The organism is Lysobacter fragariae (assembly GCF_054779775.1).
In genome coordinates this window covers 416,287-437,595 of record NZ_BAAGXP010000001.1, presented here as the reverse complement: position 1 = coordinate 437,595, position 21,309 = coordinate 416,287, and the positions used below count along the sequence as shown (strand labels likewise).

Here is a 21,309-nt window from a genome sequence, read left to right as displayed (position 1 = left end):
GAAGCCGCGCGGGCGGCTGATAGCCTCGTAGGGCGGGTCTTGACCCGCCTTCGTAGCGTCCCAGTTTGCAATGACGGGTCGAAACCGCCTTCGCGATGTCTCGGCTCGCTGGCGGCGGGTCGAGACCCGCCCTACCAACTTCCGGCGGCTCAGCCCAGCTTAGCCCGCTGGGCGGTCAGGCCTTCAAGCTGCGTGGTCCAGTCGACCAGACGCTGACGTTCCTGTTCCACCACCGCCGCCGGCACCTTGTCGGTGAACTTGGCGAGCTTGGTCTCGCTCTTTTCCTTCTCGCCGGCGACGCGGCCGATTTCCTTGTCCAGGCGCGTGCGCTCGGCCGACAGGTCGACGAGGCCTTCCAGCGGCACCAGCAGGTGCAGTTCACCCACCACGGCCGGTGCCGATGCAGGCGCATCCTTGGCGTCGGCGATGAAGTCGATGCGCTCCAGTCGCGTGAGGAAGCGCAGCTGCGAATCGAAGCGCTGGGCGCGAATGCGATCGGCATCGGTGCCTTCGGCCAGCAGCAGCGGCACCAGCCTGGACGGTGCGACGTTGAGCTCGCTGCGCACGCGACGCAGTGCGGAAACCATCGCCTTCAGCCATTCCACGTCGGCCTCGGCGGTCGTGTAGTCAGCGCCTGCGAAATCGCCCGCCTGCGGATACGGACGCAGCATGATCGTCTGCTCCGCAATGCCCAGCTTCGGCGCGACCGCCTGCCACAGCTCCTCGGTCACGAACGGAATCAGCGGGTGCAGCAGCGACAACAGGCGTTCCAGCACGTACAGCAGGGTGTGGCGCGTGCTGTTGGCCGCATCTGCGTCGTCACCGTTGAGCGCCGGCTTGGCGAATTCCACGAACCAGTCGCAGAAGTTGTTCCAGGCGAATTCGTACAGCGCCTGCGCCAGCAGGTCGAAGCGATAGGACGCGAAATGCTGCTCGGCTTCGGCGGCGGTTTTCGCCAGCTGCGACAGGATCCAGCGTTCGGCATCGGTCTTTGGCTGCGGCGCGCCGGTGAAGCTGGCGCCGTCGGTGTTCATCAGCACGAAGCGCGTCGCGTTCCACAGCTTGTTGCAGAAGTTTTTGTAGCCTTCGGCGCGACCGAGGTCGAACTTGATGTCGCGGCCGTGGCCGGCCAGCGCGCTGATGGTGAAGCGCAGCGCGTCGGCGCCGAATGCCGGGATGCCTTCCGGGAATTCCTTGCGCGTCGCCTTCTCGATCTTCTCGGCCATCTTCGGCTGCATCAAGCCGCCGGTGCGCTTGGCGACGAGGTCGTCGAGCGAAATGCCATCGATGATGTCGATCGGGTCGAGGACATTGCCCTTCGACTTGGACATCTTCTGTCCATGCGCGTCGCGCACCAGGCCGGTGATGTACACGTCCTTGAATGGCACGCGACCGGTGAAGTGGTCGGTCATGAAGATCATGCGCGCGACCCAGAAGAAGATGATGTCGAAGCCGGTGACAAGCACCGACGACGGCACATAGCGATCGTAGCCACGCTCGGACATCAGCGCTTCGTTCGGCCAGCCCATCGTGCTGAACGGCCACAGAGCGGAGGAGAACCAGGTCTCCAGCACGTCGTTGTCCTGGCGCAGGGCGACATCGGCGTCGAGCGAATGCTTCGCGCGGACTTCGGCTTCGCTGCGGCCGACGTAGAAGTTGCCCGCTTCGTCGTACCACGCCGGAATGCGATGCCCCCACCACAGCTGGCGGCTGATGCACCAGTCCTGGATGTTTTCCATCCAGTGTCGGTAGGTGCTGATCCAGTTCGGCGGCACGAACTGGATGTCGCCGGGCTTTCCATCGGCGCCTTCCACCAGTTCGAGGCCGCGCTTGGCGAAGCCATCCATCTGCACGAACCACTGGTCGGTCAGGTACGGCTCGATCACCTGGTTGGTGCGATCGCCGCGCGGCACCTGAAGCTTGTGCGGCTTGGTCTCGACCAGCAGTTCCGCGGCTTCCAGATCGGCGAGCACGGCCTTGCGCGCGACGTAACGATCCAGGCCGCGATACTTCTCCGGCACGTTGTCGTTGGTCATCGCCTCGGGCGTGAAGATGTTGATCATCGGCAGCTTGTGGCGCTGGCCGACGGCGTAGTCGTTGAAGTCGTGCGCGGGCGTCACCTTGACCACGCCGGTGCCGAATTCGCGATCCACGTAGGCATCGGCGATGACCGGAATCTCGCGGCCGGTCAGCGGCAGCGTGACGGTTTTGCCGATCAGGTGCGCATAACGCTCGTCGTCGGGATGCACCATCACCGCGGTGTCGCCGAGCATGGTTTCCGGGCGCGTGGTGGCGACGGTGAGCGTGCCGCTGCCGTCGGTCAGCGGATAGCTGATCGACCACAGGTGGCCGTCTTCTTCCTCGTTGACGACTTCCAGGTCCGAGATCGCGGTCTTCAGCACCGGATCCCAGTTGACCAGGCGTTGGCCGCGATAGATCAGACCTTGTTCGTGCAGCTTCACGAACGCCTCGATGACAGCGTCCGCGGCCATCGGGTCCATGGTGAAGGTGCTGCGGGTCCAGTCGCCGGAGGTGCCGAGGCGGCGCATCTGCCGTTCGATGGTGTCGCCGGACTGCTGCTTCCATTCCCACACTTTCGCGATGAAGCCGTCGCGGCCGAGCGAATCGCGCGTCTCGCCCTTGCCTTCGATCGCGAGGTTGCGCGACACCACCATCTCCGTGGCGATGCCCGCATGGTCGGTGCCCATCTGCCACAACACGTCAAAACCGCTCATGCGCTTGTAGCGGATCAGCGAGTCCATCAGCGTGTGCTGGAACGCGTGGCCCATGTGCAGCGTGCCGGTGACGTTTGGCGGCGGCAGCAGGATGGTGTAGGGCTCGCCCTGTCCGGTCGGCGCGAACGCGCCACTACTTTCCCACTGCTGGTACAGGCGGGTTTCGAACTGGGTGGGGTCGTAGCTGGAGGAGAGGGTGGTCATGGGAGGAGGGAATGCCTGTGTAGGGCGGGTTTCAACCCGCCGAGTGTTTCGTCTGATGCCTGGAGCGGCGGGCCAAGGCCCGCCCTACGGCGCGGGCTTCAACCCGCCATACAGCGTCCAGGCACCAATCAGGAGGAAGCCGACGCCCGCCACGATCTTCAACGTCGTCGGGCTGATGAACTTCGCCAGCGCCTGTCCGGCGACCACGCCGATCGCACAGGCCAGTACCAGTGCCGCGGCCGACGCCAGGAACACCTGCATCGGCGAGACGCGGCCCTCGGCGGAGAACAGCATCGTTGCCAACTGGGTCTTGTCGCCGATCTCGGCGAGGAACACGGTGACGAAGATCATGATCAGCGCTTTCATCGGCAACTCACATGTCGTGCTTGGTGACGTCCAGGCCGCGTGCCTGGTACTGCTTCCAGCGCGCGCGCAGCGGTTCGCGCGCCGATGGATCGGCAGGAACCACTTCCAGCACGCGGTCGAACGCGCCTTCCACCGCGGCGTCGCGCAGGTTGATCACCAGCGGTCGCATCGGCGCGTCGGCGTCGGGCGCGGCGATCAGCACGGCGGCTTCTTCCTCGTCCATGTCCGCGCCGGCGATCTGGTGCGGGATGTAGACGTCATCGCCCATGTCCCACAGCAGATCGTCCAGCCGCTCCGCCTGCGCGGCGTCGCGCGCGAGCACAAGCGTCCATAGGCCGGCGTCATGCGCCTTGCGGGCGAGCTCGCACACCAGGCGCAATGGTTCCGTCTTGAACCGGTCCTTGGCGATCAGGTAGAAGTCGGCGCGGGGCATCGCGGTCAACGCAAGTGCGTTTCGATTTCACGAACCGCCGTGCGGATCGCGACGCGCAAGTCGAAAGACGTCACGCCACGCGATCCAGCAACCACTGGCTCAGCATGCCCACCGGACGACCGGTTGCCATGCCGCGCTTGCCTTCGTCGTTGGACACGCCGGCGATGTCGAGGTGCGCCCAGCGCTGGCCTTCAGTGAAGCGCGCCAGGAAGCAGCCCGCGGTGATCGCACCGGCCCAGCGGCCGCCGATGTTGTAGACGTCGGCGAAGGTGGATTCCAGCAGCGACTGGTATTCGTCCCACAGCGGCAGGCGCCAGGCGCGGTCGAAGACATTTTCGCCGGCCTCGGCCAGTTCGCTGGCCAGGTCGTCGTGCTTGCTCATCAGGCCGGTCGCGTACTTGCCCAGCGCGACCACGCAGGCGCCTGTCAGGGTGGCGACGTCGAGCAGCGCCTGCGGCTCGAAGCGCTGTGCGTAGGTGAGTGCGTCGCACAGGATCAGGCGGCCTTCGGCGTCGGTGTTGCCGACTTCAATGGTTTTGCCCGACATCGAGGTGATCACGTCGGACGGACGGTAGGCATCGGCGTCGGGCATGTTTTCCACCGCCGGCACGATGACGACGAGGTTGATCGGCAACTGCATGCCGACCGTCGACACGAACGCGCCCATCACGCTGGCAGCGCCGCACATGTCGTACTTCATTTCCTCGATGCCGCCCTGGGTCTTCAGGTTGATGCCGCCGGTATCGAAGGTGATGCCCTTGCCGACCATCACGTAGGGCTTGGCATCGCCGCCATTGCTCCACTTCATCACGATGAGCTTGGGCGGGTTGGCCGAGCCGCGCGCGACGGCGAGCAGCGAGCCCATCCCCAGTTCCTGCATCTGCGCACGGTCGAGCACTTCGCAGGACGCCTTGTCGAACTTCGCGGCGAATTCCTGCGCCTGCTGCGCGAGGTAGGCCGGGTTGCAGATGTTCGGCGGCAGGTTGCCCAGTTCGCGGGTGAAAGCGACACCGGCGGCAATCGCCTTGCCGTGGCCGAGCGCAACGGTGTCCTGGCCGTGGATCGACAAGTGCTTCAGGCCGGTTTCCTCGCGCGCCTTGTTCTTGGCACCGAGGGTGGCGGTGTAGCGGTAGCAGGCGTGATCAGCGTTGATCACGGCCTGGCGGATGTTCCACGCCTGGTCGCGGCCCTTGGTGTCGACTTCGCTCAGCGTCAGCAGTGCGTTGGTGACCGGACCGGTCTTCAGCGCGCGGGCGGCATCGCCGATCGCCTTGATGTACTGCGGCACGGCGAACTTGGCCGCTTCGCCCAGACCCACCACCAGTACGCGCGGCGCTGTGACGCCCGGCAGGTCGTGGAGCAGCGCGGTCTTGCCGGTCTTGCCGCTGATGTCGCCGCGCTCGAGCAGGGTGCGCAGGCGGCCGCCGCTGGCATCGTCCAGGGCCTGGCCGGAGGCGGTCAGGGTCTTGTCGGCATAGGCGCCAACGACCACGCAATCGGTGGCGACGGTCGCCGGGGCAGCGTGGTTCAGGTCGAATTCGAGGGACATCGAACAGATTCTCAGGAGCAGTGGGGGATGAAGTCCGGTCGGAAGTCACGCGTAGCGGGATTTACGTACCAGGGTTCCGCCGCTGGGAACATTCCCCGCTGGAACCCGCACGACGGAACCCCTTACGGCGGAACACGTACAATCCCGCCGGCTGTGCCGCGCCCGTGATGGGCGCACGACCGGTCGGACCAAACCCCAAGTCTAGCAAAGCCCCCTGATGCCCAAGCTCGATCGCTACCTGTTCGGCGAATTTGCCCAGTCCACCTTCGCCGCCAGCGTCGTGCTGATGATCGTGGCGTTCGGCGGGGTGTTCACCGACGTCCTCCGCGACATGGCCAATGGCCGGGTACCGGTCGGGATGCTGCTCCCGCAGCTGGGCCTGGTGACGCTCAACTGGCTGCCGCTGATCCTGCCGCTGGCGCTGATGCTGGGCCTGATGCTGGGCGCCGGCCGGATGTACCGGGACTCGGAGATGCCGGTGATCGCCTCGATCGGCGTCGGTCCGCGGCGGATGCTGCGGCCGCTGCTGATGCTGGTGGTGCCGATGGTGGCGGTGGTCGCCGCGTGCTCGCTCTGGCTGGGGCCGTGGGCGGAGCGGCTGTCCAAGGAAATGATCAACAAGTCCAGCCGCAACCTGATCGTGGCGGGACTGGAGCCGGGCGCGTTCACCGAACTTCCCGGCGGTGGCGTGGTGTTTGTCGGCAGCATGTCGCCCGATGGCAGCAAGTTCAATCGCGTGTTCGTGTATCGACAGAAGGACGACCGCGTCGACGTGACCACGTCCAATAACGGCGAGGTCACCGTCGATGAGAAGGGCGATCGCTACCTGACCCTCAACGACGGTTTCGAGGTCGAAGGCCCGCGCGACGCCGGCCTGAACTACCGCCTGCTCAGTTACAAGCGCAACGACGTCGCCATGCCGGTCGGCGAGGCCAAGTACGACCCCAACCAGCCGGAAATGCTGTCCACCGCCCGCCTGTTGGCCGATCCGCGCATCGAAGCCAACGCGCAGCTGCACCGTCGCCTGGCACCGCCGCTGCTGACGCTCGCCTTCGCGCTGATGGCGATCCCGCTGGCGCGCAGCATGCCGCGACAGGGCCGGCTGGGGCAGGCGGTGATCGGTTTCCTCGGCTACATGATCGGCATGGACCTGATGCTGATGGGTACCAAGTGGCTGCAGGACGGCAAGATCGCCGCGGCGCTGGGCCTGTGGTGGCTGCTGTTGCCGCTGCTGGCGATCGGTCTATGGCTGTATTTCACCGATGGCCGCATGCGCCGGGCCCGACTGGCGCGCGCGTGAGGCCGGAGTAGCGATGAGACCCTTTCCCAAGATCCATGACCTGTATGTCGGCCGCGTCGTCTTCGGCACGGTATTGCTGACCTGGTGCGTGCTGCTGGGCCTGGACCTGACGCTGAGCTTCGTCGGCGAGTTCGGCGACGTCGGCAAGGGCAATTACGGGGTCGCGCAGGCACTGTTCTACCTGGTGCTGACCATTCCGCGCCGCGCGTACCAGTTGTTCCCGTATGCGGCGGTGGTGGGCTCGCTGATGTCGCTGGGCCAGCTGGCGGCTTCGTCCGAATTGACCGCGCTGCGGGCGGTGGGCCTGTCGCGCCGGCGCCTGAGCATCGCCGTGGCGGGGTCGCTGGCGGTGCTGACCCTGCTGATGGTGGTGAGCGGCGAAACCGCCGGTCCCACGGGCGAGCGCCGCGCCAATGCGCTGAAGGCGTCGTCCAAGTCCAAGGACATGATCGTCGCCCAGTACTCGGGCCTGTGGGCGCGCGAAGGCGACGTCATCATCAATGCCAACGGCGGCCAGGAGCGCGACAACGGCACCGACCGCTGGCTCGAGCTGCGCGACGTGCGCATGTATGAATTCGCCGAGGACGGGCGGCTGAAGTCGCTGGCATTGGTGAAGATCGCCGAGCACCGCCCGGGTGGCTGGCTGCTGCGCGATGTGACCCGCACCAGTTTCCAGGCCAAGTCGGCGACGCAGGTGAAGGTGCCCGAAGAGCGGTGGGCCTCCAAGCTGGATGCGGTGGCCCTGAATGCCGGCAGCGACAGCCCGCGCTACCTCGCCAGCAGCGATCTTCGCAGTGCGATCGATTACCGCAAGCGCAACGACCTGGATGCTTCGGAGTTCGAGGTGTTCTATTGGGAGCGCTGGTTCTATCCGCTCAACGTGCTGGCGCTGTGCCTGGCGGCGATCCCGTTCGCGTTCGGCAGCCTGCGCAGTGGCGGGCTGGGCAAGCGCATCTTCATCGGCATCGTTTTCTCGCTCGGCTTCTGGCTGCTGCAGCAGCAGAGCGTGCGGTTGGCGCAGGTGTATCACTTCGACTACCGGTTGGCGTATTTCCTGCCGACGGTGGTGATGCTGGCGGTGTCGTATTTCCTGTTCAAGCGCAGGTCGGGGTAGGGCGGTCGGTCGTCGCGAAGGCGTGAGCTGTGGGTGCCATTCACGACTGTGGTCATGCGCTTCTGAAGCGGAGCCACAGCAACAGCTTCCGCCCTTGGCGGGTCACTTTCTCTTGTTTGCTCAAGAGTCCGACTGGATTCCCTTCGGTCAAAGTAACTAAAGAGAAGGGCACCCCGAGCTGCGCGCCCGGAGCTTGCTCCGGGTCCGCGATCGCCCCGGGATTTTTCGACAACGCTACGAGGCCCCTCAAGCGAAAAGCACGGTGGTGTCCCGAGGCTCGAGCATGGCTTCGCTGACCCGGAGCGTGGGTCGCGGGCCTCGTCGGCTAGCGCAGCTGGATGCGACGCGATGCAGCGCGCCCGGATGCTTTACCGCTGCTGCTTGGGCAGACGAATCAAATGCGTGCCGCTGGCCCGGTCATGCCACGCCAGGCGTTCACGGTCGATCCACGCCCACCAGAACCCCATGCCCGCGACCAGCAGCGACAGCGATCCCATCGCGTAGCGTTTCCACAACTGCGACCACGAAGGTGCGCCGCCTTCGCGCGTCATCACGCGCAGCCGCCACGGGCGCATGCCCAGCGTCTGGCCGCCGCGGCGCCAGCTGACCGTCGCGTAGAGGCCAGCGACTACCCAGCAGCACAACCACAACAGCCATGCCAGCGGTGAGAACGGGGGGATGTTCTGGTGCGGGTCGTGGTGACCCAGGAAGGTGTAGCCCAGGGTGAATGCGGCCGACACCACCATCCACAACGCGACTACCGGCCACAGGTCGTAGAACAGCGCGAGCAGGCGCCAGCCGGTCAGTGCGGCGGGTTTCGTGGGTGTCGCTGCACTCGAAGTTGCAGCGGTCGAAGGCGTCTGGGATGAAGTCATCCTGCCAGCATATAAGCTTGGGCCATGAGCCCGCACTCACCCGCGCAACGGCGCATGCAGGCGATGGCGTTGCCGCCGTTGCCCGATGCCGATGCGACTGCAATCAACACCTTCCTCGACGCGATCTGGGCGGAAAGCGGATTGGCGCGGCAGACCCTCGACAGCTACCGCCGCGACCTCGAAGTCTGCGCGCGCTGGGGCGAAGGCCGGGCCGGCGGACTGGCCCACGCGGAACGGGCCACGCTGTTCGATTACCTCGCCTGGCGCAGCCGCAATGGCTACTCGCCGCGCAGCAATGCGCGCCTGCTGTCGGCGTTGCGGGCGTTCTTCGCCCATCAGGTACGTTCGGGCGCGCGCGTGGACGATCCGACGGCGCTGCTGGATCCGCCCAAGCTGCCGCAATCCTTGCCCAAGGCGCTCGGCGAAAGCCAGATCGAGGCGTTGCTGGCGGCGCCCGATACTTCGACGGCGCACGGCTTGCGGGATCGCGCGATGCTGGAGCTGATGTACGCATGCGGACTGCGCGTCAGCGAGCTGGTCAACCTGCCGGCCACCGCCGTCAACCTGCGCCAGGGCGTGCTGCGCGTTACCGGCAAGGGCAGCAAGGAGCGCCTGGTGCCGCTTGGCCAGGAGGCCCAGCACTGGCTGGAAAGCTACCTGGCCACCGCCCGGCCGCAGTTGGCGGGCAAGCGCGCGTTGCCGACGCTTTTCCTGGAGGCCAGCGGCGAGCCGCCCTCGCGCCAGCAGTTCTGGCAGCTGGTGAAGCGCTACGCCGCGATCGCCGGCATCGACCCGGTGAAGATCAGTCCGCACGGCCTGCGCCACAGTTTTGCTACCCACCTGTTGAACCACGGCGCGGACCTGCGCGCCCTGCAGATGCTGCTCGGCCACAGCTCGTTGTCGACGACGCAGATCTACACGCTGGTCGCGCGCGAACAGCTCAAGCAACTGCACGCACGTCATCATCCGCGCGGATGAACGACGACCCGCGCCTCGTCGAGGCCGGGTCGCGTGTCCCCCCGGCGCCCATACAAGCGTGCCGAGTGCGACCTGCGTCACCGCGTGGGGGCCTGTGCGGTCGCGCCTTCCGTACCAATGGCACGTCCGTCCGTCGTGCCCATGCGACAATCTCAAGAACCTTTCCGCATCCCGGCGCTCCAACACCGGTCACCCTCGCTAGGACTCTCATGAAGCGCACTTTCTTCGCCCTGCTGGGCGCGATCAGCCTCTCCGCCTGCGCCCAGGCACCGGGCGGCACCGCCCCGGGTGCCCAGGCGGCAACCGCCAAGGGCGCACCTGTCGTCAACACCGCGGCTCCGAAGGCCGCTGCCAACACTCCTGACGGCCGCGCGATCGAGGCCGTGCGCTCGCTGAACCCGCGCGTCGTCGTCGAGCACGTCGGCGCCGCGCCGCTCACGGGCTTCCGCGAAGCCATCGTCCAGGGCCAGGTCATCTATGTCAGCGACGACGGGCGCTACCTGTTCGTCCCCGGTAGCGGCGGCGCGCTCTTCGACACGAAGGAAAAGAAGAACCTGAGCGAAGCGTCGATGGACACGATCCGCAAGGAGCTGCTCAAGACCATCCCGGTGAGCGAACGCATCGTCTTCGCGCCGGCAAACCCGAAGTACACCGTCGCGGTCTTCACCGACGTGGAATGCGGCTATTGCCGCAAGCTGCACAGCGACATTGCCGAGTACAACAAGCAGGGCATCGAAGTGCAGTACCTCGCCTTCCCGCGCATGGGCCTGGGCAGCGAGGATCACAAGAAGATGATCTCAGTGTGGTGCGCGCCAGACCGCAAGAAGGCCCTGACCGACGCCAAGAACGACAAGGGCATCCAGCCGCGCGACTGCAAGAACACGGTGTCGATGCAGTACGACGTCGGCCAGCGCGCCGGCCTGACCGGCACGCCGATGATCATTGCCGAGGACGGCAGCACCCTGGGCGGCTACCTCGAACCCAAGCGCCTGCGCGAGGCGCTCGACCGCCTGGCCGGCGGCGGCAAGGCCGAGCCGGCCGGCGCCACCGATCCGGTCGCGTCCACCGGCGGCTGATGCAGGTTGTGGTGCAGTGATGGAACGGGGGCTTCGGCCCCCGTTCTGCGTTTTGGACCCGCGTTGCGTGGGCGGGTCTCGCCCGTCACTCCCGGGGCCGGCGACCACCGGGCACCAGCATTGCTGCATCGGGTCAGGAGCCCGGCTGCTTGCCTGGCGCTCAAGCATGGGGGCGGTGGACTTCGGCCGTTCGCGGCGGGTCGAGCCCCGCCCTACGCCGCCCCACGACGCTTCGCCCCGGAATCGCCGCTCCCGCTACAATAGCCGGCCCGTACACCACGGTTCCCCGGACATGATCGTCCTCGAGGGCGCTTCCGCCCTGTCTTCGTTCCGCCGCGAACGCCTGCAAGCCCGTCTCCAAGCCGTCCATCCCGACATCCGCCTGCTCGGCGTGTGGTGGACCTATTGGGTCGTCCCCCAGACCAGTGCCGCACCCGACGCTGCCATCCTCGGCCGCATCCTCCAGGGTGCCGCCGCGCAGGCGCCACAGGCCGCGGGCGCGGTTTCGCGCTTCGTCACCCCGCGACTGGGCACGCTGTCGCCGTGGGCCAGCAAGGCCACCGAACTGCTGCAGGGCGCGGGGCAACCCATCAAGCGCGTCGAACGCGGTCTGCGCTACGACCTGGCCGGCTGGCCGGCCGACGCCCCGACGCAAGGTGCGCTGGCCAAGCTGCTGCACGATCCGATGACGCAGTCGCTGCTCGCCGCGCGCGACGATGCCGCCGCGCTGTTCACCACGCCGGCGCGTGGCGAACTCGAACGCATCGCGCTGGCCGACCTGGACCAGGCCAACAAGCGCCTCGGCCTGGCATTGGCCGACGACGAGATCGCCTACCTGCGCGAGCGCTACACCGAGCTGGGCCGCAAGCCGTCCGACGTCGAACTGATGATGTTCGCGCAGGCCAACTCGGAGCACTGCCGCCACAAGATCTTCAACGCGTCGTGGACGATCGAAGGACGCGAACAGCCGCTGTCGCTGTTCAAGATGATCAAGAACACCCACGCGACCACGCCTCAGTACACGTTGTCGGCCTACAGCGACAACGCCGCAGTGGTCGAAGGCTACCCGGCGCGACGTTTCCGTCCGCAGCCCACGACGCAGCAGTACGCGAGCGAAGCCGAGCTGCCGTCCGCGTTCTGCATCAAGGTCGAGACGCACAACCATCCCACCGCCATCGCACCGTTCCCCGGTGCCAGCACCGGCAATGGCGGCGAGATCCGCGACGAAGGCGCCACCGGTCGCGGCGGTCGCCCGAAGGCCGGCCTGTCCGGTTTCTCCGTGTCGCACCTGCGCATCCCGACGCTGCCGCAGCCATGGGAAACCGATCGCGCGCTGAATCCGCGCATGGCGCCGGCGCTGGAAATCATGCTCGACGGTCCGCTCGGCGGCGCCGCGTTCAACAACGAATTCGGGCGTCCCAATCTCACCGGCTACTTCCGCAGCTTCGAGCTTTCGGAAGGCAACGGTTCCAATGGCGCGCTCACCCGCGCCTACGACAAGCCGATCATGCTCGCCGGCGGCCTCGGCGCGATGGATCGCAGCCAGGTGCAGAAGCACTCGCTGCGCCCGGGCGATGCGGTGGTCGTGCTCGGCGGACCGGCGATGCTGATCGGCCTGGGCGGTGGCGCAGCGAGCTCGGTGGCTTCGGGCGAAAGTGCTGAAGACCTCGACTTCGCCAGCGTGCAGCGCGACAACCCGGAAATGGAGCGTCGCGCGCAGGAAGTGCTGGATCGCTGCGTCGCGATGGGCGACGACAACCCGATCGTCAGCGCACACGACGTCGGCGCCGGGGGCCTGTCCAACGCGATCCCCGAATTGCTGCACGACTCCAGCGTCGGCGGCGTGATCGACCTGGACAAGGTGCCCAAGGACGATCCGTCGCTGTCGCCGATGCAACTGTGGTGCAACGAATCGCAGGAACGCTACGTGCTGGGCCTGCCCGCGGGCCGCATCGCGGAATTCGCCGCACTGTGCGAGCGCGAGCGCTGTCCGTTTGCCGTGGTCGGCTATGCCACCGCGGACGAGCATCTCGTCGTTGGCTATGGCGCCACGGTCGAGAACGCGCGCGAAGCCGGCCGCGACTGGCCGATCGATTTCCCGATGGACGTGCTCTTCGGCAAGCCGCCGAAGATGCACCGCGACACGAAGCAGCCGCCTGCCGCACCGTGGCCGGCGCTCGACTGGAACGGACTGGACCTGCGCGACGCCGCGCTGCGCGTGCTCGCGCATCCGACCGTGGCGTCCAAGCAGTTCCTGGTCACGATTGGTGATCGCACCGTCGGTGGCCTGACCGCGCGCGACCAGCTGGTCGGCCCGTGGCAGATGCCGGTGGCCGACTGCGCGATCACGCTCGCGGGCTTCGATGGTTTTGTCGGCGAGGCGATGGCGATTGGTGAGCGCACTCCGCTCGCGCTGCTCGATGCCGCCGCCGCCGCGCGCATGGCCGTGGGCGAAGCGATCACGAACCTCGTCGCTGCACCGGTGGAGTCGCTCGACCGCATCAAGTTGTCCGCCAACTGGATGGCCGCCGCTGGCCACCCCGGCGAGGACGCGTTGCTGTTCGACGCGGTCAAGGCCGTCGGCATGGAATTGTGCCCGGAGCTCGACCTCAGCATCCCCGTCGGCAAGGACTCGCTGTCGATGCAGGCCCAGTGGCACAACGATGGGCAAGGGCATAAATCCGTCTCGCCGGTCTCGCTGATCGTCAGTGCGTTCGCCCCGGTGACCGACGTGCGCGAGCAACTCACGCCGCTGCTGTCGCGCGATGAGGATTCCGAGCTGTGGCTGATCGGCCTGGGTGCCGGCAAGCAACGCATGGGAGGCTCGATCCTGGCGCAGTGCTTCCCCGATGCGGCCGAAAAGCGCGCCGCCGGCGACCTGCCCGCGTTCGCTGGCCGCTCGCAGGATCGCGACGATCCGGCGGTGCCGGATCTCGACGATCCGCAGCGCCTGCGCGCCTTCTTCGAACTCATCCGCGATGCACGCACGCATGGCCTGCTACGCGCCTATCACGACCGCAGCGACGGCGGCGCGTTCGCCACGCTGGCGGAAATGGCGTTCGCCTCGCACGTGGGACTCGACATCGACCTCGACGGTTGGGGCGACGACCGCGGCAGCGATCCGCTGCGCACGCTGTTCAACGAGGAACTGGGTGCCGTCGTGCAGATCGCGACGGAAGACCGTGCCGAGTTCGCCGACCTCGTCGCCCGCCACGGCCTGATCGACTGCGCCCAGCGCATCGCCAGGCCGACTACTGCCGCGACGATCCGCGTGCGCCAGGACGGCGAAACGCTGGCGCAGTGGCGCTGGGAAGAACTGTTCGACGCCTGGTGGTCGGTCACGCACGCCATGCAGAAGCTGCGCGACAACCCCGAGTCGGCCGACCAGGAGCGTGATGCCGCGCGCGACTTCAGCGCGCCAGGCCTCAAGCCGAAGCTCACGTTCGACGCCAACGAAGACGTCGCCGCGCCATTCATCAAATCGCCGGCGCCAAGTGCGCCGGCGGTCAACCTCGCCTCGCGTCCGAAGGTCGCGATCCTGCGCGAGCAGGGCGTCAACAGCCAGATCGAGACCGCCTACGCGTTCGATCGCGCCGGTTTCGCGGCGTATGACGTGCACATGAGCGACCTGATCAACGGCCGCTTCAAGCTGGACGACTTCGCCGGCTTCGTTGCCTGTGGTGGCTTCAGCTACGGCGACGTGCTCGGTGCCGGTCGCGGCTGGGCGACGTCGGTGCTGGAGCGTTCCGCGCTGCGCGAGGCGTTCACCGCGTTCTTCAATCGCAATGACACTTTCGCGCTGGGCGTGTGCAACGGCTGCCAGATGCTGTCGCAGCTCAAGGACCTGATCCCGGGTGCGGAACACTTCCCGCAGTTCCTGCGCAACGCCAGCGAGCAGTACGAAGGTCGCGTCGCGTTGCTGGAAGTGGCGCAGTCGCCGTCGCTGTTCCTGCAGGGCATGGCGGGATCGCGCATTCCGGTTGCGGTGGCGCATGGCGAAGGCCGCGCGTCGTTCGACGCCACCGGCGATGCCTCGCGCGTCGCGGTCGCGCTGCGCTACGTCAATGGCGACGGCAGCCACGCCACCGGCTACCCGGCCAACCCGAACGGTTCGGCACATTCGATCGCCGGGCTGAGCAGCGACGACGGTCGCGTGACGATCCTGATGCCGCATCCGGAGCGCACGCTGCGCAACGCCAACTTCAGCTGGGCGCCACGTGAGTGGGATGCCGGCGCGCAGGCGACCGGCGATTCGCCGTGGCAGCGGATGTTCCGCAACGCGCGGGCGTGGGTCGGCTGATCGGGGCACGCCATCGCAAAACGAAGAAGCCTGGCCTTGCGGCCAGGCTTCTTTTTTGGACGACTTCCGAGCCGCTTATTTGAACTTGAACAGAGCCGTCCTGGTGGTGCCATCCTTCAGTTTGACCTGCAGGATCCGGCATTGGCCCACCCACGACTTCTCGGTCTTCCACACGTAGATGTACTGGTTGCTGCCCGGGTCGAATTGCAGGCTGCTGTTGCCGGCGGTGTAGGTCTCCTCGATCGCATCGCCTTCCGTCGTGCCACAGGCGATGACGCCCGACGCCGGATTGGACAGGAAGATGCCCATGCCCTGGTTGCCGCCCAGGCTGAACTTCACCGGTATCGCACTGCCAGCCTTGACGGAATTGAGCGTCGGCGAATTGTCCACGGGCTGGAAGAAGCCGGTGAACGCATAGCCCACCACGACCGAGAACGTGCGCGACGCCTGGTTGCCGTGGCTGTCCTGCGCAGTGCAGGTCACCGTCGTGCTACCGACATTGAACGTGCCCGGCGGCGGCGTGCAGTTCACAGGCACCGTGCCGTCGACCAGATCGCTGGCGGTAGGCAGGTCGTAGTTGACCGAGGCAGTGGAGTTGCCTGTCGCCGTTGCACTGACATTGCCGTGGGCAGAAATCACCGGCGCGGTGGTGTCCTGCACCTTGATCGTGAAGCTGCCGCTGGCGATGTTGCCAGCGTCATCCGTGCCGGTGCAGTTCACCGTCGTGGTGCCCAGCGCGAAGGTGCTGCCGGAATTCGGCGAGCAGTTCAGGGTCACGCTCGTGTCGACGATGTCGGACGCCCAGGCGCTGAATGTCACTGCGGCGCCGCCAGGTCCGGTCGCTTCGGCGGTGATGTTCGAAGGCAGATGCAGGGTCGGTGCGGTCGTNATTGGGCAAGCAACTCACGGTCACGTCCGTATCAACGAGATCGGTAGCCGTGACGGTGAAGCTCGCTGTCGCGCCGGCCGGTCCCGTGGCCTCCTTCGTGATGTCGGGCGGCAGTTGCAGCGTAGGCGCGGTGGTGTCCTGCACCGTGACCGTGAAGCTGCCGCTGGCGCTGTTGCCGGCGTCATCCGTGCCGGTGCAGTTCACCGTCGTGGTGCCCAGGGCGAAGGTGCTGCCGGAATTGGGCAAGCAACTCACGGCCACGTCCGTATCAACGAGATCGGTAGCCGTGACGGTGAAGCTTGCTGTCGCGCCGGCCGGTCCCGTGGCCTCCTTCGTGATATCGGGTGGCAGTTGCAGCGTGGGCGCGGTGGTGTCCTCCACCGTGACCGTGAAACTGCCATTGGCGATGTTGCCGGCGTCGTCCGTGCCGGTGCAGTTCACCGTCGTGGTGCCCAGGGCGAAGGTGCTGCCGGAATTGGGCAAGCAACTCACGGCCACGTCCGTATCAACGAGATCGGTAGCCGTGACGGTGAAGCTCGCTGTCGCGCCGGCCGGTCCCGTGGCCTCCTTCGTGATGTCGGGCGGCAGTTGCAGCGTAGGCGCGGTGGTGTCCTCCACCGTGACCGTGAAACTGCCATTGGCGATGTTGCCGGCGTCGTCCGTGCCGGTGCAGTTCACCGTCGTGGTGCCCAGGGCGAAGGTGCTGCCGGAATTGGGCAAGCAACTCACGGCCACGTCCGTATCAACGAGATCGGTAGCCGTGACGGTGAAGCTCGCTGTCGCGCCGGCCGGTCCCGTGGCCTCCTTCGTGATGTCGGGCGGCAGTTGCAGCGTAGGCGCGGTGGTGTCCTGCACCGTGACCGTGAAGCTGCCAGTGGCAGTGTTACCCGCGGCGTCGGTGCCGGAGCAGTTCACCGTCGTCTGGCCCAGCACGAAGGTATCGCCAGAGTCCGCCGAGCAGCTGAAATCCACGTCCGCATCGACGAGGTCGGTGGCCGACGCGTCGAACGTGACTGCCGCGCCGTTGGCACTGGTTGCTTCGGCGACGATGTCGGCGGGCAGATGCAGCGTCGGTGGCGTGCGATCGAGCACGTTGACGTTGAAAGCCCCTGTGCTGCCGTTGCCGCGCGTGTCGACCGCATCGCAACTGACGCTGGTTTTCCCCAGCGGGAACACGTGCGGCGACGCCGGCGTACAGGTGACGACGACGTTGCCGAGGTCGACGAGATCGCTGGCCGAAGGCAGCGCGAAGTTGACCGTGGCGCCGGCAGGCGAGGTGGCCTCCTCGGTCACGTCCGCGAGCGTTGCCGGGTCGAAGACCGGCGGCGTGGTGTCATGCACCGCAACCTCGAAGGTTTTGGCATCGGCCACGTTGGCGTGCGCGTCGGTCGCGTTGCAGGTGACGGTGGTGACCGGGCCGGGCGCGTTGATGGGGAACACGGAGCCGGAGGTGGGAGCACACACCGCGTCGTGTTCGCCATCGACCGCATCCGTCGATTTCGCCACGTAGTCGGCGGTGGCGCCATCGGGCCCCGTGGCTTCCACGGCGAACGACAAGGGGACGTTGATGGTGGGCGCGGTGGTATCGACCACATTGACCGAGAAGCCCGCGGTCGCTTCGTTGCCGGCCGAGTCGAGTGCGCTGCACAGCACCGGTGTCGCGGCGTCGAGTGCGAACAACGCACCCAGCGGCGGTTCGCAGATGAAGTAGCTGGTGAGGTTGACCACCGGCAGATTGCCGTCGACGGCGTCGAAGGCGGACACCACATATCCCTGGGCTGCACCGACGTTGGCGCCGCTGGCCGAAGTCGCTTCCGCGACGATGTCGGTCGGAACGGTGATAACCGGGTGGGTGATGTCGTGGATGAAGATCGAGCAGTCCGCCGAGCTCTTGGCGCCGCTGTTATCGGTCACCGTCAGCTTGAACGGCACGATCCCGGACTGCTGGAAGCCCAATTGCGGTGCATGGAAGGTCTTCGTCGCCGTGTTCCAGCTTTCGATCCCGGTGACTGCAGGCAAACCGACCAGCTGTTTCCACTGGTAGGAAGCGATGCCGTCGTCGTTGTCGCTGGAGGCACTGCCATCCAGGGTCAGTTCCTGGCCTTCGTCCACTTCGAGCGGACAGCTCAGTGCCGCGACGGGAGGGTCATTCGTCCAGACCACGCTGACGAAGGTGGTGTTCGAATTCGAGAGCGCGCCATCCGACACTGTCAGCCGGAAGGTGAGTGTTGTCGTCGCTGTGACGTTGGGTGCGGTGAATGTGGTGGTCGCCTGGTTCGGCGTCGCCAGCGTCACCGTCGGCCCACCGATCTGGAGCCAGCTGTAGCTGAGAGGATCGCCATTCGGATCGGACGAGGCGCTGCCGTTGAGGGTCACCGTCGCGCCTTCGTTGGGCGCGGCGGGAGTCGCACTCGCAACAGCATGCGGTGCTGCGTTCACCACGATGTCATGCGCATCGGTGACGTTGACGGTGTAGGTGTCGCTCGCGCTGCCACCGCAACCGGTGACGGTCAGTCGCAGCATCACGGTGGCGCCAGCGGCACCCACGTCTGGCGCCGTGAACTGCACCTGCGGCGTGGCGGCATTGGTGAGCGTGCCTGCAGGCCCGCTGATCTGCGTCCACTGATAAACACCGCCCTGGTTCGTCTTCGGCGACGAGGGTTGGCCGTTGATGGTGGCCGTCGTCGGCGTCCAACCGCCGCTGACGGCGGTGAAGTCGGGAATGGTCAGGGACGCGGGGCCGCCGAACTTCACTTCCGGGCAAGTGGCGGCCAGTGCCGGAGTAGCGAGCAGAGCCAGTACGACGGCGACGGAAATGCGCAGGCTCACGCCGGGCCTGGGCGTCCAAAGGCGTTTCATGTGTTCCCCCTGTGAGGGGGCGCTTAGGTGCCCCCTGTCGCGGACGCTAGGCGGGGGCTGCGTGGCCGTCATCACCCATTTGGGGTATGTGGCGGCGAACGGTCGTGGTCAAGGGGTCAGCCGGTTGGCGATCAGGGCGACCAGGCCCGCCTGGGTATGCGTGCTTGTCTTCTGCATGGCTGCCTTGAGCTGGGTGCGAATGGTGTGGACGGACTTGCCGGTGCATCGCGCCAGCGCTTCGATCGAGCCCATCGAGTACAGGCCGAGCGCGACTTCGGCTTCCTTTCGGGTCAGCTGGAATTCGTCGCACAGGCATTGGACGCCGCGCTGCGGTGATGCCGATTCGCGTAGTTCCAACATCACCATCATGGATACCGGCAGGTCGGCGCTGGCGCCAAACTCCAGGAGCTGCACGGTTGCGGCCGCCGGCCCGGAGCGCGAAGGCAGGACCAGTTGCTGGGGATGACCGGGGCCGAGTCGCGCTGCATGGTGGATCGCCTGTGCCAGCGCGTGCGCGCATGCGGGCGTTGCGATCAGCACGCCGTCCCGCATCTGCAACTCGGGATCGCTGCTGAAGCGGTTACGAGCGGCCGTGTTGGCATGCCATACCCGGATCGGTTCGCCTGGTAGCAGCAAGACGACCGGTTGCCGCAACAGATCCAGCGCAGCGGCGAGGCTGCGTGCCTGCGCAATCCAGCGCAGCTGGTCCGGATGCCGTTCGCGGCGCACGCGGCGCTCGACACGGCGAAGTACGGTCCCCTCGTCCATCGCTCTCCCCCAAAGCGACCCTGACCGGACCATACCGCGTCCCACGGCACAATGACGACCGCGCGTGGGCCGTAACCCGTCGCAACCTCGTCAACTGTTAAAGTCGGCGTTCTCAGAGGGGCCGGAGAGGCCTGGACGAACGTGAACGCAGTCGCCAACGACACGAACATCGACCCGGGCACCGACGAGCGCATCGTCGCCGCGCTGCTGGAAAAAGGCCGCCTGAAGGAGGCCGACCTCGGTCGCGCCCGGCGCCTGCAGGAAGAAGCCGGCGGCAACCTGCTGTCGCTGCTGACACGGCTGGGCCTGGTGTCCGAACGCGACCATGCCGAGACCGTCGCGTCGGTACTCGAGCTGCCGCTGGTGAGCGTCAAGGACGCCCCTGAACTCCCGCCGGAAGGCGTCAGCCTCACCGTCCGGTTCATGAAGCAGTTCCACGCCTGCCCGCTGGCCGAGACCGAGCGCAGCGTCGACGTGCTGATGGCCGATCCGCACGATGCCTACACCCTCGATGCCCTGCGCCTGGCCACCCAGCGCGAGGTCCGCCCGCTGGTGGCGCTGCGTTCGGAGATCGATGACCTGATCGAGCGCTGGCACGGCCAGGGCCGCAGTGCGATGGGCGCGATCGTCGAGACGGCGGAAGGCGAGGGCAGTGGCGAGTTCGAGGATGTCGAGCACCTGCGCGACCTGGCGTCCGAAGCGCCGGTCATCCGGCTGGTCAACCTGATCATCCAGCGCGCGGTCGAAATGCGCGCGTCCGACATCCACATCGAACCGTTCGAAAGCCGCCTGAAGGTGCGCTACCGCATCGACGGCGTGCTGATCGATGGCGAAAGCCCGCCGGCCAACCTGACCGCCGCGGTGATCTCGCGCGTCAAGATCATGGCCAAGCTCAACATTGCCGAGCGCCGGCTGCCGCAGGACGGTCGCATCATGCTGCGCGTGCAGGGCAAGGAGCTCGACCTGCGTGTATCGACGATGCCGACGTCGCACGGCGAATCGGTGGTGATGCGACTGCTCGATCGCGAGACCGTCGTCTTCGATTTCAAGAAACTCGGCTTCACCGACAACTTCCTGCCGCAGTTCCAGCACGTGCTGGAACAACCGCACGGCATCCTGCTGGTCACCGGCCCGACCGGTTCGGGCAAGACGACGACGCTGTACACCGCGCTGAGCAAGCTCAACACGCCCGACGTCAAGATCATCACCGTCGAAGACCCGGTCGAGTACCAGATCGAAGGCATCAACCAGATCCAGGCCAAGCCGCAGATCGGCCTCGACTTCGCCCATGCGCTCAGGTCCATCGTCCGCCAGGACCCGGACATCATCATGATCGGCGAAATGCGCGACCTGGAAACCGCGCGCATCGCGATCCAGTCCGCGCTTACCGGCCACCTGGTGCTGTCGACGCTGCATACCAACAACGCGGCCGGCGGCATCACCCGACTGCTGGACATGGGCGTGGAGGACTACCTGCTCACGTCCACGATCAACGGCATCCTCGCGCAGCGTCTGGTGCGCCGCCTCGAATTGACGCATGCCGAGCGTTATCCGGCTTCGCCCGAGGAAATCGAAAAGTTCGGCCTGCGCAAGTACCAGCCGCAGGGCGAGATTTTCCTCTATCGCCCACGAGGCTCCGCGCTCGCGCCGACCGGTTATCTCGGTCGCACCACGATCATGGAATTCCTGGTCATGAACGACGAGCTGCGCCGCGCCGTGATGCGCCATGCCGGCATGGGCGAGATCGAACAGATCGCGCGTCAGGCCGGCATGCGCACCATGTACGAGGACGGCATTGCCAAGGCGCTGGCGGGTGAGACCACGATCGAGGAAGTGCTGCGCGTGACCGAGGACGCCTGATTA

The 21,309-nt window shown here is 66.6% G+C and carries 13 protein-coding genes and 1 pseudogene; 6 read left to right on the top strand and 8 right to left on the bottom strand.

The genetic code is table 11. From position 1 onward, the window contains the following. Positions 1 to 149 precede the first annotated feature (149 nt). From ACYVD7_RS01945 to ACYVD7_RS01930, 4 genes are all read right to left on the bottom strand, one after another. Complete coding sequence (locus ACYVD7_RS01945) at positions 150 to 2,939, bottom strand: valine--tRNA ligase (protein ID WP_460758527.1); 2,790 nt, start codon at positions 2,937 to 2,939, stop codon at positions 150 to 152. Positions 2,940 to 3,023: 84 nt separating this feature from the next. Continuing rightward, positions 3,024 to 3,305, bottom strand: coding sequence for a TMEM165/GDT1 family protein (locus tag ACYVD7_RS01940; protein WP_460758525.1), 282 nt, complete (start codon positions 3,303 to 3,305; stop codon positions 3,024 to 3,026). 7 nt (positions 3,306 to 3,312) lie between these two features. After that, a complete protein-coding gene (locus ACYVD7_RS01935) occupies positions 3,313 to 3,738 on the bottom strand; it encodes a DNA polymerase III subunit chi (RefSeq protein ID WP_460758747.1) in 426 nt (141 codons plus the stop codon). Positions 3,739 to 3,808: 70 nt separating this feature from the next. Continuing rightward, positions 3,809 to 5,287: a leucyl aminopeptidase gene (locus tag ACYVD7_RS01930; protein WP_460758524.1), complete on the bottom strand. Its 1,479-nt coding sequence runs from the start codon at positions 5,285 to 5,287 to the stop codon at positions 3,809 to 3,811. A 217-nt stretch (positions 5,288 to 5,504) separates the two neighbouring features. On the opposite strand from ACYVD7_RS01930, the gene lptF reads away from it, so the two are divergent. Together lptF and lptG are read left to right on the top strand one after the other, a co-directional pair. Then, entirely contained in the window at positions 5,505 to 6,587 is a 1,083-nt protein-coding gene (lptF, locus tag ACYVD7_RS01925) for an LPS export ABC transporter permease LptF (protein ID WP_460758522.1), read from the top strand. Beyond that, the gene (lptG, locus tag ACYVD7_RS01920) at positions 6,550 to 7,701 is read left to right on the top strand and encodes an LPS export ABC transporter permease LptG (RefSeq protein ID WP_460758521.1); all 1,152 of its coding nucleotides are present in this window, start codon (positions 6,550 to 6,552) and stop codon (positions 7,699 to 7,701) included. The genes lptF and lptG overlap by 38 nt, the downstream gene beginning before the upstream one ends. 368 nt (positions 7,702 to 8,069) lie before the next feature. Here the strand turns inward: lptG and ACYVD7_RS01915 are convergent, their stop codons facing one another. Then, on the bottom strand, positions 8,070 to 8,576 hold the full coding sequence (locus ACYVD7_RS01915; RefSeq protein ID WP_460758519.1) for an RDD family protein: 507 nt from the start codon (positions 8,574 to 8,576) through the stop codon (positions 8,070 to 8,072). A gap of 24 nt (positions 8,577 to 8,600) precedes the next feature. Here ACYVD7_RS01915 and xerD point away from each other — a divergent pair, with 24 nt between their 5' ends. The 3 genes from xerD to purL all read left to right on the top strand — a co-directional run bounded on the left by xerD (position 8,601) and on the right by purL (position 14,930). Next, a complete protein-coding gene (gene xerD / locus ACYVD7_RS01910; protein WP_460758517.1) occupies positions 8,601 to 9,554 on the top strand; it encodes a site-specific tyrosine recombinase XerD in 954 nt (317 codons plus the stop codon). A gap of 209 nt (positions 9,555 to 9,763) precedes the next feature. Continuing rightward, positions 9,764 to 10,630 carry a DsbC family protein gene (locus ACYVD7_RS01905; protein WP_460758516.1) on the top strand — a complete coding sequence of 289 codons (867 nt, stop codon included), beginning with the start codon at positions 9,764 to 9,766 and terminating at the stop codon, positions 10,628 to 10,630. A 292-nt stretch (positions 10,631 to 10,922) separates the two neighbouring features. After that, positions 10,923 to 14,930, top strand: a complete 4,008-nt coding sequence (gene purL, locus ACYVD7_RS01900) for a phosphoribosylformylglycinamidine synthase (RefSeq protein WP_460758514.1) — start codon at positions 10,923 to 10,925, stop codon at positions 14,928 to 14,930. Between the two features lie 75 nt (positions 14,931 to 15,005). Here purL and ACYVD7_RS01895 read toward each other — a convergent pair whose 3' ends face one another. From ACYVD7_RS01895 to ACYVD7_RS01885, 3 genes and pseudogenes are all read right to left on the bottom strand, one after another. After that, positions 15,006 to 15,785, bottom strand: coding sequence for a PxKF domain-containing protein (locus tag ACYVD7_RS01895; RefSeq protein WP_460758745.1), 780 nt, complete (start codon positions 15,783 to 15,785; stop codon positions 15,006 to 15,008). 187 nt (positions 15,786 to 15,972) lie between these two features. After that, positions 15,973 to 18,678: pseudogene (locus tag ACYVD7_RS01890) on the bottom strand (HYR domain-containing protein); the annotation flags it as partial. A gap of 108 nt (positions 18,679 to 18,786) precedes the next feature. Next, positions 18,787 to 19,446: a helix-turn-helix transcriptional regulator gene (locus ACYVD7_RS01885; RefSeq protein ID WP_460758511.1), complete on the bottom strand. Its 660-nt coding sequence runs from the start codon at positions 19,444 to 19,446 to the stop codon at positions 18,787 to 18,789. A gap of 141 nt (positions 19,447 to 19,587) precedes the next feature. Between ACYVD7_RS01885 and gspE the strand changes: the two genes are divergently transcribed. Further along, positions 19,588 to 21,306 carry a type II secretion system ATPase GspE gene (gspE, locus tag ACYVD7_RS01880; protein ID WP_460758510.1) on the top strand — a complete coding sequence of 573 codons (1,719 nt, stop codon included), beginning with the start codon at positions 19,588 to 19,590 and terminating at the stop codon, positions 21,304 to 21,306. The last annotated feature ends 3 nt before the right edge of the window (positions 21,307 to 21,309 follow it).